General features: G+C 70.5%; 12 protein-coding genes. 7 read left to right on the forward strand and 5 right to left on the reverse strand.

The window, feature by feature from the left end; genetic code table 11:
• Positions 1–11: 11 nt before the first annotated feature.
• Both cofD and OG306_RS14270 read left to right on the forward strand, forming a co-directional pair.
• Positions 12–968 carry a 2-phospho-L-lactate transferase gene (gene cofD / locus OG306_RS14265; protein ID WP_266746552.1) on the forward strand — a complete coding sequence of 319 codons (957 nt, stop codon included), beginning with the start codon at positions 12–14 and terminating at the stop codon, positions 966–968.
• Positions 965–2287, forward strand: coding sequence for a coenzyme F420-0:L-glutamate ligase (locus OG306_RS14270; protein WP_266746553.1), 1323 nt, complete (start codon positions 965–967; stop codon positions 2285–2287). Before cofD ends, OG306_RS14270 begins: the two co-directional genes overlap by 4 nt.
• Before the next feature lie 25 nt (positions 2288–2312).
• Here OG306_RS14270 and OG306_RS14275 read toward each other — a convergent pair whose 3' ends face one another.
• The 3 genes from OG306_RS14275 to OG306_RS14285 form a co-directional block, all read right to left on the reverse strand.
• Complete coding sequence (locus tag OG306_RS14275) at positions 2313–3311, reverse strand: DNA-3-methyladenine glycosylase family protein (protein WP_327259176.1); 999 nt, start codon at positions 3309–3311, stop codon at positions 2313–2315.
• Positions 3312–3551: 240 nt separating this feature from the next.
• Complete coding sequence (locus tag OG306_RS14280) at positions 3552–4643, reverse strand: nucleotidyltransferase family protein (RefSeq protein ID WP_266746555.1); 1092 nt, start codon at positions 4641–4643, stop codon at positions 3552–3554.
• 79 nt (positions 4644–4722) lie between these two features.
• Entirely contained in the window at positions 4723–6108 is a 1386-nt protein-coding gene (locus OG306_RS14285) for a peptidoglycan recognition protein family protein (RefSeq protein ID WP_266746556.1), read from the reverse strand.
• 137 nt (positions 6109–6245) lie between these two features.
• Between OG306_RS14285 and OG306_RS14290 the strand changes: the two genes are divergently transcribed.
• The 4 genes from OG306_RS14290 (at position 6246) to OG306_RS14305 (ending at position 12197) form a co-directional block, all read left to right on the forward strand.
• Positions 6246–6998, forward strand: coding sequence for a TIGR03089 family protein (locus tag OG306_RS14290; RefSeq protein ID WP_266746557.1), 753 nt, complete (start codon positions 6246–6248; stop codon positions 6996–6998).
• Between the two features lie 181 nt (positions 6999–7179).
• A complete protein-coding gene (locus tag OG306_RS14295) occupies positions 7180–8436 on the forward strand; it encodes an LCP family protein (RefSeq protein ID WP_371665352.1) in 1257 nt (418 codons plus the stop codon).
• A gap of 223 nt (positions 8437–8659) precedes the next feature.
• Positions 8660–10468, forward strand: coding sequence for an LCP family protein (locus tag OG306_RS14300; protein WP_266746559.1), 1809 nt, complete (start codon positions 8660–8662; stop codon positions 10466–10468).
• 49 nt (positions 10469–10517) lie between these two features.
• Positions 10518–12197, forward strand: a complete 1680-nt coding sequence (locus OG306_RS14305; protein ID WP_266746560.1) for an LCP family protein — start codon at positions 10518–10520, stop codon at positions 12195–12197.
• A 66-nt stretch (positions 12198–12263) separates the two neighbouring features.
• On the opposite strand, the gene OG306_RS14310 is transcribed toward OG306_RS14305, so the two are convergent.
• Entirely contained in the window at positions 12264–13277 is a 1014-nt protein-coding gene (locus tag OG306_RS14310) for a glycosyltransferase family 2 protein (RefSeq protein ID WP_266746561.1), read from the reverse strand.
• A 276-nt stretch (positions 13278–13553) separates the two neighbouring features.
• Between OG306_RS14310 and OG306_RS14315 the strand changes: the two genes are divergently transcribed.
• Entirely contained in the window at positions 13554–14918 is a 1365-nt protein-coding gene (locus OG306_RS14315; RefSeq protein ID WP_266746562.1) for an LCP family protein, read from the forward strand.
• A 71-nt stretch (positions 14919–14989) separates the two neighbouring features.
• On the opposite strand, the gene OG306_RS14320 is transcribed toward OG306_RS14315, so the two are convergent.
• Positions 14990–15541, reverse strand: a complete 552-nt coding sequence (locus OG306_RS14320; RefSeq protein ID WP_266746563.1) for an acyl-CoA thioesterase — start codon at positions 15539–15541, stop codon at positions 14990–14992.
• Between the last annotated feature and the right edge of the window lie 89 nt (positions 15542–15630).

Below are 15630 nucleotides of genomic sequence, written 5' to 3' on the forward strand. Positions count from 1 at the left end.
AACTGCTGTGCATGCGCATTGTGGTTCTGGCCGGCGGTATCGGTGGTGCTCGTTTTCTGCGTGGCCTCAAGCAGGCCGCGCCCGACGCGGACATCACGGTGATCGGCAATACCGGTGACGACATCCATCTGTTCGGGCTGAAGGTCTGCCCCGACCTCGACACCGTGATGTACACCCTCGGCGGTGGCATCAACGAGGAGCAGGGCTGGGGGCGTACGGACGAGAGCTTCCACGTCAAGGAGGAGCTCGCGGCGTACGGCGTGGGGCCCGAGTGGTTCGGGCTCGGCGACCGCGACTTCGCGACGCACATCGTCCGCACGCAGATGCTGGGCGCGGGCTATCCGCTGAGCGCCGTCACGGAGGCGCTCTGCGCGCGTTGGAAGCCAGGGGTCCGGTTGCTGCCGATGTCCGACGACCGGGTCGAGACGCATGTCGCGGTCGACTTGGACGGCGAGCGCAGAGCGATCCACTTCCAGGAGTACTGGGTGAAGCTGCGTGCCTCGGTCGAGGCGCAGGCGGTCGTGCCGGTCGGCGCCGAGCAGGCCAAGCCGGCGCCGGGCGTGCTGGAGGCCATCGCCGAGGCCGATGTCATCCTCTTCCCGCCGTCCAACCCCGTCGTGTCGGTGGGGACGATCCTCGCCGTGCCCGGGATCCGGGAGGCGATCGCCGAGGCCGGGGTGCCGGTCGTCGGCCTCTCCCCCATAGTCGGCGACGCGCCCGTGCGCGGGATGGCGGACAAGGTGCTCGCCGCGGTGGGCGTGGAGTCGACGGCGTCGGCCGTGGCCCGGCACTACGGCTCCGGGCTGCTCGACGGGTGGCTCGTCGACACGGTGGACGCCGGGGCGGTCGACGAGGTGGAGGCAGCGGGCATCCGGTGCCGTTCCGTGCCGCTGATGATGACCGATGCCGACACGACGGCAGAGATGGCGCGGCAGGCGTTGGTGCTGGCCGAGGAGGTACGGGCGTGAGTGCCGAGGCCTCCGGTGAGGCGCCCTCGTACCGGGTCTGGGCGCTGCCCGGGATGCCCGAGGTGCGGGCCGGGGACGATCTGGCGAAACTGATCGCCGCCACCGGCCCGGGGCTGGTCGACGGTGACGTCCTGCTGGTCACGTCGAAGATCGTCTCCAAGGCGGAGGGCCGGATCGTCGAGGCCACCGACCGGGAAGCGGCGATCGATGCCGAGACGGTACGGGTGGTGGCCCGGCGCGGCACGCTGCGGATCGTCGAGAACCGGCAGGGCCTCGTCATGGCCGCGGCCGGGGTCGACGCCTCGAACACCCCTGCCGGAACGGTGCTGTTGCTGCCCGAGGATCCGGACGCCTCGGCGCGTGCCATCCGGGACGGGCTGCGGGACACCCTCGGCGTCGAGGTCGGGGTCGTCGTCACGGACACCTTCGGGCGGCCGTGGCGCAACGGGCTGACCGATGTCGCGATCGGGGCGGCCGGGGTCCTGGTGCTGGACGATCTGCGGGGCGGTACGGACGCGTACGGCAATCCGCTGAGCGCAACCGTGGTCGCCACCGCCGATGAGCTGGCCTCGGCCGGTGATCTGGTCAAGGGCAAGGCTTCGGGGCTGCCGGTCGCGGTGGTGCGGGGGCTCGTCCATGTCGTGGACCCGACGGATGCCGCGGGCGGGGCCCGGGCGATGGTGCGGGTCGCTGCCGACGACATGTTCCGGCTCGGTACGTCCGAGGCGGTACGGGAGGCGGTGACCCTGCGGCGTACGGTGCGCGAGTTCACCGAGGATCCGGTGGACCCGGGAGCGGTGCGGCGGGCCGTGGCCGCGGCGGTGACGGCACCGGCGCCGCATCACACCACGCCGTGGCGGTTCGTGCTCCTGGAGTCCGAGGGGGCGCGGACCCGGCTGCTCGACGCGATGCGGGACGCGTGGATCGCGGATCTGCGCCGGGACGGCCGCGGCGAGGAGTCGATCGCGAAGCGGGTACGGCGGGGCGATGTACTGCGCCGGGCGCCGTATCTGGTGGTGCCGTGCCTGGTGATGGACGGCTCCCACACGTACGGGGACGAGCGGCGGGACACGGCGGAGCGCGAGATGTTCGTGGTCGCCGCGGGTGCCGGCATCCAGAACTTCCTGGTGGCACTCGCGGGCGAACGGCTCGGCTCGGCGTGGGTGTCGTCGACGATGTTCTGCCGCGATGTGGTGCGGGAGGTGCTGGAACTGCCGGAGTCGTGGGACCCCTTGGGGGCGGTCGCGGTGGGGCATCCGGCGGTGGCGCCCGCGGCGCGGGCGGCGCGGGGTGCGGAGGAGTTCGTCGCGGTGCGGTGAAGCGGGGCGGGGGTGCCTCCCCCCGCTACAGGCGGGCGATGTCGCCTCTGGTCATGCGTGGGGCTCGGCGGGGTGGGGTGCTGCCCGAGAGCAGGATGAGTCGGGTCGCCCGGTGGCGTTGGCCCTCGTAGGGGGTGAGGAGAGCCAGCATTTCCTCGTCGTCGGCGCCTCTGTTGCCCGCCAGGGCGTGGCCGACGATGCCGGGGAGATGGAGATCGCCGACCGTGACCGCGTCCGCCGCGCCGTTCGAGCGCTGAAGCGTCTCGGCCGAGGTCCAGGGGCCGATGCCGGGAATCAGTTCCAGCCGGGCCATGGCCTCGGGGAGTTCCATGGCGGCCGCCTCCTCCAGTCCGCGGGCCACCCGTACCGCGCGCAGGATCGTGGCGGAGCGCTTGGCGTCGACGCCCGCGCGGTGCCATTCCCAGGACGGGATCAGTGACCAGGTGCGGGGGTCCGGCATGACGTGCAGGCCGAGGGCGGTGAACGCGGCATCGTCGGCGGGCCCGGGTGCCGGGGTGCCGTGGGTGCGGACCAGGTGGCGCCAGGCGCGGTATGCCTCGTCCGTGGTGACCTTCTGTTCGAGGATCGACGGGATCAGGGACTCCATGACCAGGCCGGTGCGCAGCAGGCGCAGGCCGGGGCGGCTGTGCCGGGTCAGCGCGATCAGCCGGTGGCGCGGGCGGAAGGCGTCCGGGTCGTCCGTCGCGCCGAGCAGTGTCGGCAGCTGGTCCAGCAGCCAGGGCGCGCCCGGCCCCCAGGCCGCCGCCTCGATCCGGCCGCCCCGGGCCGTGAGCCGGAGGGTGCCGGGGCCCGCGGGCGTGCGGCCGGCCCGCCAGACCGTGCCGTCCCGGGTCATCCGGTAGGTGGGGTCGGCGGGGCCGCGGCGCAGCGGGCCGAGGACCAGGCGCAGGTCGAGCGGGCCGGGCGGGGTCCAGTCGCGGGTCAGCGCGTCCGTCGCCGGAGCCGCCGCCTGGTGCGGGACGCCCGCGCGAGGGGCGCTGCGGGGTGCGAATCGTCCTGCCACGATGAGGTCCTCGGTCGTCGGGGGTGCCTGTCGAGGGTAACGACCTCGCCCACGATTGTCAGCGGCGTCGCGGTGTCCGGGGCCTCCGCCTCCGGCGTTGTCGTCGGTCGCCGACGCTCCGCGTCGACTCCCTCCCCCGCCTTGGATTCGAAGGCCCCAGACACCGCTCCTTCTCCCACTGCCCATCGTGGGCGAGGTGGTAAGCGCAGTGGCGGGTGCCCGGGTGACCGGTTGTTCGTCCTACTCGTCGGACGAGAAGCGCACCGACGCGTCCGGCAGGATCGCCCCGCACCAGACACGGACGCCGGCGCGCAGTTCGTTGTCGGCGCCGACTCGCGCCCCGTCCCCGATGACCGCTCCCTCGATCACCGTACGCCTGCCGATCCTGGCACCGGCTCCGACCAGCGAGTCCGTGATCACGGCGCCCGGTTCGACGACCGCGCCGGCCAGTACCGCGGATCCGTCGATCCGGGCGCCCTCGCCGATCCGGGCGCCCTCGCCGATGACCGTACCGCCGGTGAGTTTGGCGTCGGCGGCCACCGAGGCCGTCGGCAGGACGAGCCGGTCGCCGCACCGGCCGGGGACGGCCGGGGACGGGGCGTGGCCCAGGACCAGGTCGGCGGAGCCGCGCACGAAGGCCTGCGGGGTACCGAGGTCCAGCCAGTACGTGGAGTCGACCATGCCCTGGAGGTGTGCGCCGGAGGCAAGCAGTCCGGGGAAGGTCTCGCGCTCGACGGAGACCGGGCGGCCGGCCGGAATGGTGTCGATGACCGACCGGCGGAAGATGTACGCCCCCGCGTTGATCTGGTCGGTGACGATCTCCTCGGGCGTCTCGGGCTTCTCCAGGAACGCGGTGACCCTGCCGGTGCCGTCCGTCGGCACGAGACCGAAGGCGCGCGGGTCCTCGACCCGGGTGAGATGGAGGGAGACATCCGCTCCGGAAGCGGTGTGCGAGGCGGCCAGCGCCCGGATGTCGAGGCCGGTGAGGATGTCGCCGTTGAAGACGAGCACCGGTTCGTCGGGGCCCGAGGCGAGCCGGGACGCAACGTTGCGTATCGCGCCGCCGGTACCGAGCGGTTCGCGTTCGGTGACGTACTCGATGTGGAGACCGAGCGACGAACCGTCCCCGAAGTACGGTTCGAAGACCTCCGCCAGATACGACGTCGCGAGCACGATGTGCTCGACCCCGGCGGCCCGGGCCCGTGCCAGCTGGTGTGTGAGGAACGGGACGCCCGCTGCCGGAACCATGGGCTTCGGGGTGTGCACCGTGAGCGGGCGCAACCTGGTTCCCTTGCCGCCGACCAGGAGGATCGCTTCTCTTGCCTCTGTCACAGCGCTGACTCTGCTTCCTGATGGGGCCTGGTCCGGTTTCGGCTGGCCAGTGTATGCAGACCGGTTCGGTCGTCCCCGGTCAGCGGCCCTGCAGCTGGGCCGAGGTGGTCCGGGCCGAGCCGAGCTTCTTGTAAAGACGCGTTCCGGGGCATTCGGTTGCGAAACCGTCCCGGTGGCCGGAGATGACGTTGAGTTCGGCCTTCGTCCCCTTCTTGAACTTGTTCCCGCCGCCGGAGACGAGCGTGACCTTGCCCCGCGGGTCGGCTCCGAACAGGCCGAGCTTCCAGGCGGTGAGCTTCGCGACGGCGTTCACCGCTGCGGCGGGCGGGTTGGAGCTCGTGAAGGTGCCGAGCACGGCGATGCCCATGCTGTTGGTGTTGAATCCGAGCGTGTGTGCTCCGAGAACGGGTTTCGTCACGCCTCCTGCCCGCCCTTCGTAGATGTTTCCGCACTTGTCGATGGCGAAGTTGTAGCCGATGTCGCGCCAGCCGCTGCTCTTGACGTGGTAGCGGTAGATGCCGCGCAGGACCGCGGGCGCCTGGGAGCACGTGTAGCTGTTGCCCGTGGCGCTGTGGTGGATGAACGCGGCCTTGACGCTCTTGGTGTACACGAAGGCACGCTCCCGGAGCTTCTCGTCGGCGCCCCAGCCCTTGCGGGTGATGATGCGCGGGCGGGGCCCGATGTACGGCTGGGCGCCGGGCGCGAGTCCGGCCTCCGCCTCGCTGAGGGTCTCGGTCTCCTGCTTGCTCAGGGCGGGGAGCACGCTCGGTTCGTGCGGCGCGGTGCGCCCGTCGTCGGGGATGTCGGCGGTGCCCCAGGCGTCTGCGGTGTCTCCGCTGTCGCCGGCGTTCCCGGTGTCTGCCTCGGCGCCCGCTGCCGGTAGCTGCTGCGGGTCCTTTCCGGGGTCAACGAGTTCGAGGCGCAGGCCGGCGGGCAGCGGTACCGCGGGGGAAGTGCGGTCCTGCGGGTCGGAGGCCTCCGGGCGCACGCGGACGGCGACACCGTCCGATTCACCGACCCAGAGCGGGGCGGTGGAGCCGCGGACGGTGCCGGACTCGCGCTCGGCGGTCCCGGGGTCGGCGGCGTGCTCGGCGTTGTGCGTCTCCAGGTCCTGCCAGTCCGACCAGCGGGTGGTGCCGAGGGCACGGGTACGGACCTGGACGGTGCCGTGGAGCTCGGTGTCGATGTCGTTCCAGACGACGCCGGCCAGGGAGAACGGGCGGACCTCGCGTTCGGGCAGCCCTTGCTCGGCGGCCTCGGTGGTCCGGGTGGGTTCGTCGGTGCCCCGGCCGGGCGCATCCGGCAGGGACGACATCGGCAGGGACTGCGTCGAGCCCGGCACGTCGGAGGGCTCGACGGACTCGGCGGGGGCGGTGGAGGTGTCGGCGCCCGCGGGCACGGCCGACGGAAGTACGAGAACCGCCGCACAGGTGACACCGATCGAGGATGCAATGAAGGCACGCATACGAACGATCCTGTTCATATACTGACAACTCCGGCTACCCGGGTATCTCCGCGCAATTGACGGCCCGTTTGTCCAACCGGTGTACCCCGCGCCCGTCCGCCCCACCCGGTCCGGCGCCGCCGCGTACCCTTGCGCGGATGAACGCCACCGACCGCACCCCCGCCGACCTGCTGCGTTCCGCGCTCGCCACGGACCCGGCCCGCCCCTTGGTCACTTTCTACGACGACGCCACCGGAGAACGCGTCGAACTGTCGGTGGCCACCTTCGCCAATTGGGTGGCCAAGACCGCCAACCTCCTCCAGGGCGACCTCGCCGCGGAACCCGGTGACCGGCTCGCCCTTCTGCTGCCCGCGCACTGGCAGTCCGCGGTGTGGCTGCTCGCCTGCTCCTCGGTCGGCGTGATCGCCGATGTGCAGGGCGACCCGGCCGGCGCCGACCTCGTCGTCAGCGGTCCGGACACGCTGGAGGCCGCGCGCGCCTGCCGCGGCGAGCGGGTCGCGCTGGCGCTGCGCCCGCTCGGCGGCAGGTTCCCGCAGACGCCCGAGGGTTTCGGGGACTACGCGGTCGAGGTGCCGAGCCAGGGCGACCGGTTCGCCCCGTTCGCCCCGGTCGACCCGGACGCTCCCGCGCTCGCGGTGGGCGGCGCCGAGCTGACCGCGGCGCAACTGGTGGCGCGGGCCCGCGAGGATGCGGCCGCCCTCGGCCTGACCACCGGGTCGCGGCTGCTGACGGGACGTACGTACGACACCTGGGAAGGCCTGAGCGCGGGGCTGTTCGCGCCGCTGGCCGCCGGGGCTTCCGTGGTCCTGTGCCGGCACCTGGGACAGCTGGACGAGGGCGGTCTCGCCAAGCGCATCGAGAGTGAACGGGTCACCAACAGCACGGTGTGACAAGCGCCCTGATGATCGCCCGTCCGGCCCACAGCGGGCCGAGTCCTCGGGGCTGCGCGTCAACTCCGGTACATCATCGGCGGTACAGACCACTCGGGACACAACCAAGCGTGAGGTTCAGCCGTCTACTCCTGCGACCGGCGGCCCAGCGCGCCGCCGAACGTGAAGGATGGACGCAGACGTGAGCGAAAGCGCCGGACCGCCGGACAGCTCCGACGACTCGGCCGCGGACCGGCGCGCGTCGCAGGCCGGGGCCGGCTCCGACGCCGGCCCGGAGCCCCTCGCCGGACACAGGCACCACTGGCTTCGCTGGACCGCGCTCGGCGTCTCGCTGGTCGTCCTGGTCGCGGCGGGCGGCGGCTGGTGGCTGTACCGGAAGCTCGACGGCAACATCAGGACGGACACGTCCGCGGCGGCCGAACTCAAGGCGTACGAGCGGGAGCGGCCCGCCACCGTGGTGCGCGACGCGGAGAACATCCTGCTCATCGGCTCCGACAGCCGGGCCGGCGACAACCGCGAGTACGGGCGTGACGACGGCGGCAGCCAGCGCTCCGACACCACGATCCTGCTGCACCTCGCCGCGGACCGGAAGAGCGTCACCGCGATGTCCCTGCCGCGCGATCTGATGGTGCAGATCCCGGTCTGCCACACAGCGGACGGCAAGGCCACGAAGAAACAATTCGCCCAGTTCAACTGGGCCTTCGAGTTCGGTGGTACCGCCTGCACGGTCCGTACGGTCGAGAAGCTGACCGGCGTCCGGATCGACCACCAGATGGTCGTCGACTTCAACGGCTTCAAGGACATGGTCGACGCCGTGGACGGTGTCGAGGTCTGCCTCAAGAAGCCGGTCGACGACCCCGACGCCCATCTGAAGCTCCCCGCCGGGCGCCAGAAGCTCGACGGCGAGCAGGCACTGGGGTACGTACGGGCCCGCAAGTCCATCGGCAACGGCAGCGACACCGAACGGATGGACCGCCAGCAGCAGTTCCTGGGCGCGCTGGTCAACAAGGTGCAGAGCAACGGCGTGCTGCTCAACCCGACCCGTCTCTACCCGGTGCTGGACGCGGCCACCAAGGCGCTGACCACGGACCCGGGTCTGGACACCCTCAAGGACATGTACGAGCTGGTGCGCGGTCTGCGCGAGGTACCGACCGACAAGGTGCAGTTCCTGACCGTGCCCCGGCGGCCGTACGCCGCTGACCCGAACCGGGACGAGCTCGTCCAGCCCGACGCGGACCGGCTCTTCAAGCAGCTGCGCGAGGACGCCCCGGTCGCCGTCGTTCCCGCGGACCGGCCCAAGAACGACAAGGGCGGTGCGGATGACAACGGGAAGAACAACGGGAAAGACAATGCCCCGGATACACCGGGCGCCGCGGGCCCGAGTCCCACACCGACCTATTCGGGCAACAACGCGGCGGCGGACCTGTGTAAGCAGTAAAGCAATTCCCAAGCCGAAGCCGGTGATCGGCGTGTAATGAGCAGAATGACCAGTTGTAAAGACCGTGGAATTTGTCACGCTCGTCGCTCGACGCCGAACTGGGCCGATAGTGTGACGCGATCCGGCGCTGTCGGCCGACAGGCCGCGCACTTCTGGAGCGAAAGATCGAGCGCCTGATCGGGGGAGGCGCCTCGCGTGGCACCGACGGAGGACTCAAGCAACCGTGGATGCGCAAAGCCGTAGGCGGTCGGACGATATCGACCCCGCAGACCAGTGGGTTCTCAATCCGGACACCGGTGATTACGAACTGCGACTGAATAATTCCGGAGGGGATTCGGCCGGTGCTTCCCAGGCGTCGGGCCCACGCATCCCACGTCGCAGAGAGCCGGACGATGAAGGTAATGGCGGGCGCAGAAACACCTCCCGTGACGGCAGTGGTGAGCGCCGGGGGCAGTCCCGGCGTGACGGGCAGGAGTCCGGTCCGCGCCGCGACGTGCCGGGGCAGCGCGGGCGCCGTTCGGCCAATGGCCCGCGCGGTCAGGAGGATTCCGGCCGCGGCACTGCGGGCCGCCGCAGCCGCAAGGCCCCCAAGGCGCGCCGCAAGAAGGCGCTGCTGTGGACGGGCGGCGTGATGGCCTTCGTACTCGTCGGCCTGTCGGTGGGCGGATACGCGCTCTACCAGCACTTCAACGGCAACCTGAACACGGTCGACGTCGGCAGCGCCGGCAACAAGGACGTCATCACCGCCAACGCCCCGGTCAACATATTGATCATCGGGACCGACAAGCGCACCGGTAAGGGCAACGAGGGGTACGGCGACAAGGGCAGCGTGGGCCACGCCGACACCAACATCCTCTTCCACGTCTCCAAGGACCGCACCAACGCGACGGCACTCAGCATCCCCCGCGACATGATCACCGACATCCCGGACTGCACCACCAAGCAGCCGGACGGCTCGGAGAAGGTCATTCCGGGGACGCAGAACATCCGCTTCAACGTCAGCCTCGGCCAGGACGGCCGCGACCCCGGCTGCACCATGCGTACGGTCGAGGAGATCACCGGCCTGCGGCCCGACCACTTCATGATGGTCGACTTCAACGCGGTGAAGGAGCTGTCCACCGCGGTCGGCGGCGTCAAGATCTGTCTGGCCAAGCCGGTCAAGGACAAGGACTCGCACCTGGACCTGCCGGCGGGTGAGCACAGGATCCAGGGCGAGGACGCCCTGGCGTTCGTACGGACCCGGCACAGCTTCGGCAACGAGAGCGACCTGGACCGGATCAAGGTCCAGCAGCAGTTCATCGCCTCGATGATCCGGCAGATGCAGTCGGACGACACCCTGACCAGCCCGACCAAGCTGTTCAAGCTGGCGGACGCGGCGACCAGGGCGCTCACCGTGGACACCGGCATCGGGTCGCCGAAGAAGCTGGCCTCGCTGGCCCAGGAACTCGGCAAGGTCAACACCAAGAACATCACCTTCACGACGGTGCCGGTGCTGGACAACCCGGCCGAGAAGATCAAGGCCACCGTCGTGCTGGACACGGCCAGGGCCGACCCGCTGTTCGCCATGATGCGCGAGGACACCTCGCTCACCGAGGTGAAGGCACAGAAGAAGGCCGCGAAGAGCAAGCAGGACGCGCTCCTCAAGGGCACCAAGGCCGCCGCGGCCGACGTACGGGTCGATGTGTACAACGGCGGCAAGGTCCCTGGTGCCGCGCAGACGACCGTCGCCTGGCTGCAGAACAACCAAGGCGTGCTCAAGTCCACGAACAAGGCCAACGCCCCGGCGAAGATCGACAAGACGACACTGGAGTACGCACCGAACCAGGCGGACCAGGCCCGTGCACTGGCCGCCATGATGGGCCTGCCCGGCTCGGCCCTGAAGCAGGGCACCACGGACGCCGAGGGGCTCCAGGCGATGGTGCTGACCCTGGGCGCCGACTTCAAGGGGGCGGGCATCCCCATCACGGGACCGGCGAAGGTGCCGGACGGCATTCAGCAGGCAAACGCCGACAAGGCAGAGTGCGCCAAGTGACACCCGGTCACTGCGCCAAACCACGAGTCTTAGCAGCAGGGGGGTCCTGGTGGGACGGAGCAGTACACCCGGGGAGGGGACGCGACCAAGCGTCCGGCACGCCGGTCAACCCGGCTGGGACGACGGGCTCTACGAAGACGCCCCGGAGCCGGGCCAGGACTCCGGCGCGGACGGCCGCCGGCCCGCGCCGGCGGGCGGCGGCCGTCACAAGGGCGGGGCGAAGCGGCACGGCAAGAAGGGCAAGCGCCGCGTACTGCGCTGGGCCGCCTCGGTCCTCTCGCTCGTCATAATCGGCGGCGCCGCCGCCGGATACCTCTACTACGAGCACCTCAACGGGAACCTCAAGAAGGAGGACCTGACGCTCGGCGACAAGAAGATGGCCGACCACAAGGCCAACGCCGCCGGTCAGACCCCGCTGAACATCCTGCTCATCGGCTCGGACGCGCGGGACTCCAAGGAGAACCAGAAGCTCGGCGGGGCCAAGGACACCTTCGGGGCGCCGCCCCTGGCCGACGTACAGATGCTGGTCCATCTCTCCGCCGACCGCAGCAACATGTCGGTGATCAGCATGCCGCGCGACACACTGCTGAAGATCCCGAAGTGCACCGACCCGAAGACGAAGCACGTCTACCCCGCGACCACGGGCCTGGCGATGACCAACGAGACGCTCCGCCGCGGCGGTCCCGGATGCACCGTGGCCACCTGGTACGAGCTCACCGGCATCACCATCGACCACTTCATGATGATCGACTTCGCCGGTGTGGTCTCGATGGCCGACGCGATCGGCGGCGTCCCGGTCTGCGTCAAGGGCAACGTCTACTCCCACACGCGCGACGGCAAGGGCTCCGGGCTGAAGCTGGAGGAGGGCACCACCAAGGTCAAGGGCAAGCAGGCCCTTCAGTGGCTGCGGACCCGCTACGGCTTCAAGGACGGAACCGACCTCAGCCGTACGCACGCCCAGCACATGTACATGAACTCGATGGTCCGTGAGCTGCGCAAGGGCACCAAGCTCACCGACCCGGGCAAGCTGATGGGCCTCGCCGAGGCGGCGACCGACGCGCTGACGGTCGACAAGGGCGACAAGGGCCTCGGCAGTGTCAAGAAGCTGTACGACCTCGCGGGCGAGCTCAAGAAGGTGCCTACCAAGCGCATCACGATGACGACGATGCCGAACGTCTACGGAACGGGCGTGAACAAGGGCCGGGTGCTCCCCAAGCCCGTCGACGCCGATCAGCTGTTCCAGATGGTCCGCGACGACGTCCCGCTCGACGGCAAGGCGTCCAAGCGCAAGGCCCCGGTCGCCAAGAAGCCCACGGCGCCCATCGCCGAGATCCCGGTCAGCGTCCGCAACGGAACCCGTACCGACACCGAGTACCCGGTCAAGGGCCGCGCCTCGGCGGTCGAGGGACTGCTCGCCGGGAAGGGCTTCACCCAGGCCGCGGTCGACAAGCAGAACACCAACGCGGCGGCACGGACCGGGGTGCTCTTCCCCAGCGTGGACATGGAGGGCAATGCCCAGGCCGTGGCCACGGCTCTCGGTATTCCGCTGACGGCGGTGAAGAAATCGACCGCGGTCTCCGGCATCACGCTGACCGTGGGGGCCGACTGGCGCGAGGACGGGGACTATTCCGCGCCGAGCGCCGCGGAGAAGACTCCGGAGAGCGCCCTCGCCCTGAACGGCGACGACGAAACGGCGTGCATGGACATCCAGCCGGGTTTCGGCTGGTAGCCGGGCACGCCGACACGGTGTGGGGGCCCTCCGGAATTCCGGAGGGCCCCCACACCGTGTCGGCGGCTATACGGAGACGGCCGGGCGCCGACTGGCGATGACCTTCTTCGCCAGCGAGCGCGGGCTGGTCAGGAAGCCGTACCCCCATGACATGTGCATCGTCGCGAGGGCCACCGGGATCCGGGCCCGCGCCTTCAGCGACAGGCCCTTGCCCGCCGGAAGGGACCCGGCGACGATCGCCGCGACGTATCCGGCGGGGACGACGAACGCCCACGGGGTGACGGCCGCACCGGCCACGATGCCCGCCGCGATCGCGCAGACGGCGGTCGGCGGCGCCAGGTAGCGCAGGTTGATCGAGCCGGAGTGGTAGCGGGCGACGACGTGCCGCCAGCGGCCGTAGTCCTTGTACTGCTTGGCGAGCGCCCTGACCGAGGGCCGCGGCCGGTACTGCACCTTCAGCTCGGGCGAGAACCAGATCAGACCGCCCGCCTCGCGGATGCGGAAGTTCAGCTCCCAGTCCTGAGCGCGGATGAACTCCACGTTGTAGCCGTCCGCCTTCTCCAGTGCCTCGCGGCGGAAGACACCGAGATACACGGTCTCCGCCGGGCCCGCCTGGCCGCCGGTGTGGAAGGCCGCGTTGCCGACGCCGATCTTCGACGTCATGGCCGCGGCCACGGCGTCCTCCCAGGCGTTCTCGCCCTCGGCGTGCATGATGCCGCCGACGTTCTGCGCGCCCGTCTCCTCCAGGAGGCGGACGGCCGTCGCGATGTAGTTCGGCGAGAGCATGCCGTGGCCGTCGACCCGCACGACTATGGGGTGGCAGGAGGCCTTGATCGCGGCGTTGAGGGCGGCGGGGGTGCGGCCGGTCGGGTTCGGAACGGTGTGCACCCGGGGGTCCTCGCGCACCAGCTCCGCGGCGATCTCGTCCGTACGGTCCGTGGAGGGGCCCAGCGCGATCACCACCTCCATCTCACCTGCGTACTCCTGCTCCAGGATGTGCCGGACGGAGTTCCTGAGATGGCGTTCCTCATTGAGCACCGGCATGATCACGGAGACGGCGGGGTGCTGCGCGGCAGACATGGTGGTCCTCGGGTGGTCCTCGGGGCGCCAGGGGTTCAGACCCCACCAGGCGTCGATATTCGGCCGCCACGTTACCGCGAATGAGGGACACGGGCGCGCGGCGCCGGGTCGCGTCCCGGAGTGCAGATCATATGGACCTACTGTGCGAACGATCCCCCTTGCACCGCGGAGGTTCCCCCCGTGCCCAGGCCGCACCCCTCCCCCCGTTCGCCGCGCTCCCGCGCAGTTCCGCCGCAGCGCAGGTCCAGAAGGCAGGACGAGCGGCCCCGCTGGGGCATGCGACTGGTGACCGGCGTCTCCGTGCTGGTGCTCGGGGCCGGTGGGATCGGCCACGCGGTGGTGACCGGCCTGGAGACCGGGATCGACCGGATCGACCCGTTCAAGGACATGAAGAACCGGCCCCGGGCCGGCCACGGCATGAATCTGCTGCTGGTGGGCACCGACGGCCGCGACCGGATCACCCCGGAGGAGAAGGAGAAGTACCGGCTGGGCGGTGCGCCGTGCAACTGCACCGACACCGTCATGCTGGTGCATCTGTCGGCGGACAAGGAGCGCGCGAGCATCGTCTCGCTGCCCCGCGACAGCTACGCCGAGGTCCCCGAGCACAAGGACCGCAACACCGGCAAGACGCACGCCGCCCACGCGCTGAAGCTGAACGCCGCCTACTCCGAGGGCGGGCCCGGTCTGACCGTGCGGACCATCGAACAACTGACGGGCGTCAAGATCGACCACTACCTGGAGGTCGACTTCACCAGCTTCATGAAGACGGTGGACACCTTGGGCGGGGTGCAGATCTGCACGACCCGGCCGCTGAAGGACCCGTACACCGGTCTCGACCTCGCCGCGGGCAGCCATGAGCTGAACGGCGGGCAGGCGCTCCAGTACGTACGCTCCCGGCACATCGACGGGGCCGCCGACCTGGGCCGGATGCAGCGCCAGCAGAAGTTCCTCGCCTCACTGATCAAGCAGGCGACCAGCAGTGGTGTGCTGCTGAACCCGGTGAAGTTCCGGGACGTCGCCTCGACGATGCTGAACTCGGTCCGGGCCGACAAGGGGTTCGGTACGGAGCAGATGCTGGAGCTCAGCCAGGCGATGCGCGGCTTCTCCCCCGCCTCGTCCGAGTTCACCTCCGTGCCGCTGGGGAACGTCGCGTACCCGGTCAAGGGCATCGGCTCCACGGTCAAGTGGGACGAGGCGAAGTCGAAGAAGCTCTTCCAGGCGCTGCGCGACGACCGGCCGCTCTCCCCGGAGCGGCCCGGCGGACCGAAGGCCGTGCAGGTCGATGTCGCCCCGCAGCAGATCCGGGTCCAGGTCTACAACGGGACCCCGAAGGACGGCCTCGGCAAGACGGTCGACGAGGGGCTGCACGCCACCGGTTTCGACACCACGCGCGCCCCGCTGAACGGGGAGCCGCGCAATCTCGCGCACACGCTGATCACGTACGACCCCCGCTGGGACCGGTCCGCGAAGTCCCTGGCGGGCGCGTTGCCCGGGGTCGAGCTGCGGGCGGTGCGGGGGCAGGGCCCTCTGATGAAGGTGACGGCGGGCACGGACTTCGAGAAGGTGCGACGGGTACGGGGGAAGGAGACGAGCCGGGGCGAATTCGGCGCCGTCACGGGCGATCAGGTGGCCTGTCCGTGACCGCGGGCACATGCGGCTCGATCCGGCCCGGCACTGTGCCCCGGGCGTCGTGACGAAGTGTCGTTGCGGTACTACGCGTCGTCGATGCCGTCGGCTGCGCGCTTCTCGCGCAGTTCCTTGATCGCGCGGCGTCGGGCGAGGCGGTGGGTGCGCCGGATCTGCGCTTCCTGGTAGCGCCGCTTGTCGCGCTCCGTCTCCGGGATCACCGGCGGTACGCGGCGCGGCTTGCCGTCCGCGTCGACCGCGGCGAACACCAGGTACGCGCTGCCGACCTGCTGGGCGGGGGTGGACTCGTTCCACCGCTCGGCCATGACGCGGACGCCGACCTCCATCGAGGAGCGGCCGGTCCAGTTCACCTGGGCGCGGACGTGAACAAGGTCACCGACGCGGACCGGCTCCAGGAAGACCATCTCGTCCATCGAGGCCGTCACCGCGGGTCCGCCGGAGTGCCGGCCGGCCACGGCGCCCGCCGCGTCGTCGACCAGCTTCATGATCACGCCGCCGTGCACCGTACCGAGCAGATTGGTGTCGCTGCCGGTCATGATGTGGCTGAGGGTGGTCCGGGAAGCGGCGGTCGGCTTGCCCGGAATGTCGCCCTCCGGGCGCGGGGCCTGATCTGTCATACCGTCCACCTTATGCGGGGGCTTCCGGCCCGCTGCAATGCATCAGCTTCGCAACATCCCTGATGCGATTTCCCGTAGACCCTGTATGA

The organism is Streptomyces sp. NBC_01241 (assembly GCF_041435435.1).
Lineage (GTDB): Bacteria > Actinomycetota > Actinomycetes > Streptomycetales > Streptomycetaceae > Streptomyces.

Excerpts from the sequence above, each read along its gene's own strand:
- cofD (WP_266746552.1), top strand. The coding sequence starts at position 12 with ATGCGCATTGTGGTTCTGGCCGGCGGTATCGGTGGTGCTCGTTTTCTG.
- OG306_RS14285 (WP_266746556.1), bottom strand. The coding sequence starts at position 6,108 with ATGCGTGCCTTCATTGCATCCTCGATCGGTGTCACCTGTGCGGCGGTT.
- OG306_RS14290 (WP_266746557.1), top strand. The coding sequence starts at position 6,246 with ATGAACGCCACCGACCGCACCCCCGCCGACCTGCTGCGTTCCGCGCTC.
- OG306_RS14310 (WP_266746561.1), bottom strand. The coding sequence starts at position 13,277 with ATGTCTGCCGCGCAGCACCCCGCCGTCTCCGTGATCATGCCGGTGCTC.
- OG306_RS14315 (WP_266746562.1), top strand. The coding sequence starts at position 13,554 with ATGCGACTGGTGACCGGCGTCTCCGTGCTGGTGCTCGGGGCCGGTGGG.
- OG306_RS14320 (WP_266746563.1), bottom strand. The coding sequence starts at position 15,541 with ATGACAGATCAGGCCCCGCGCCCGGAGGGCGACATTCCGGGCAAGCCG.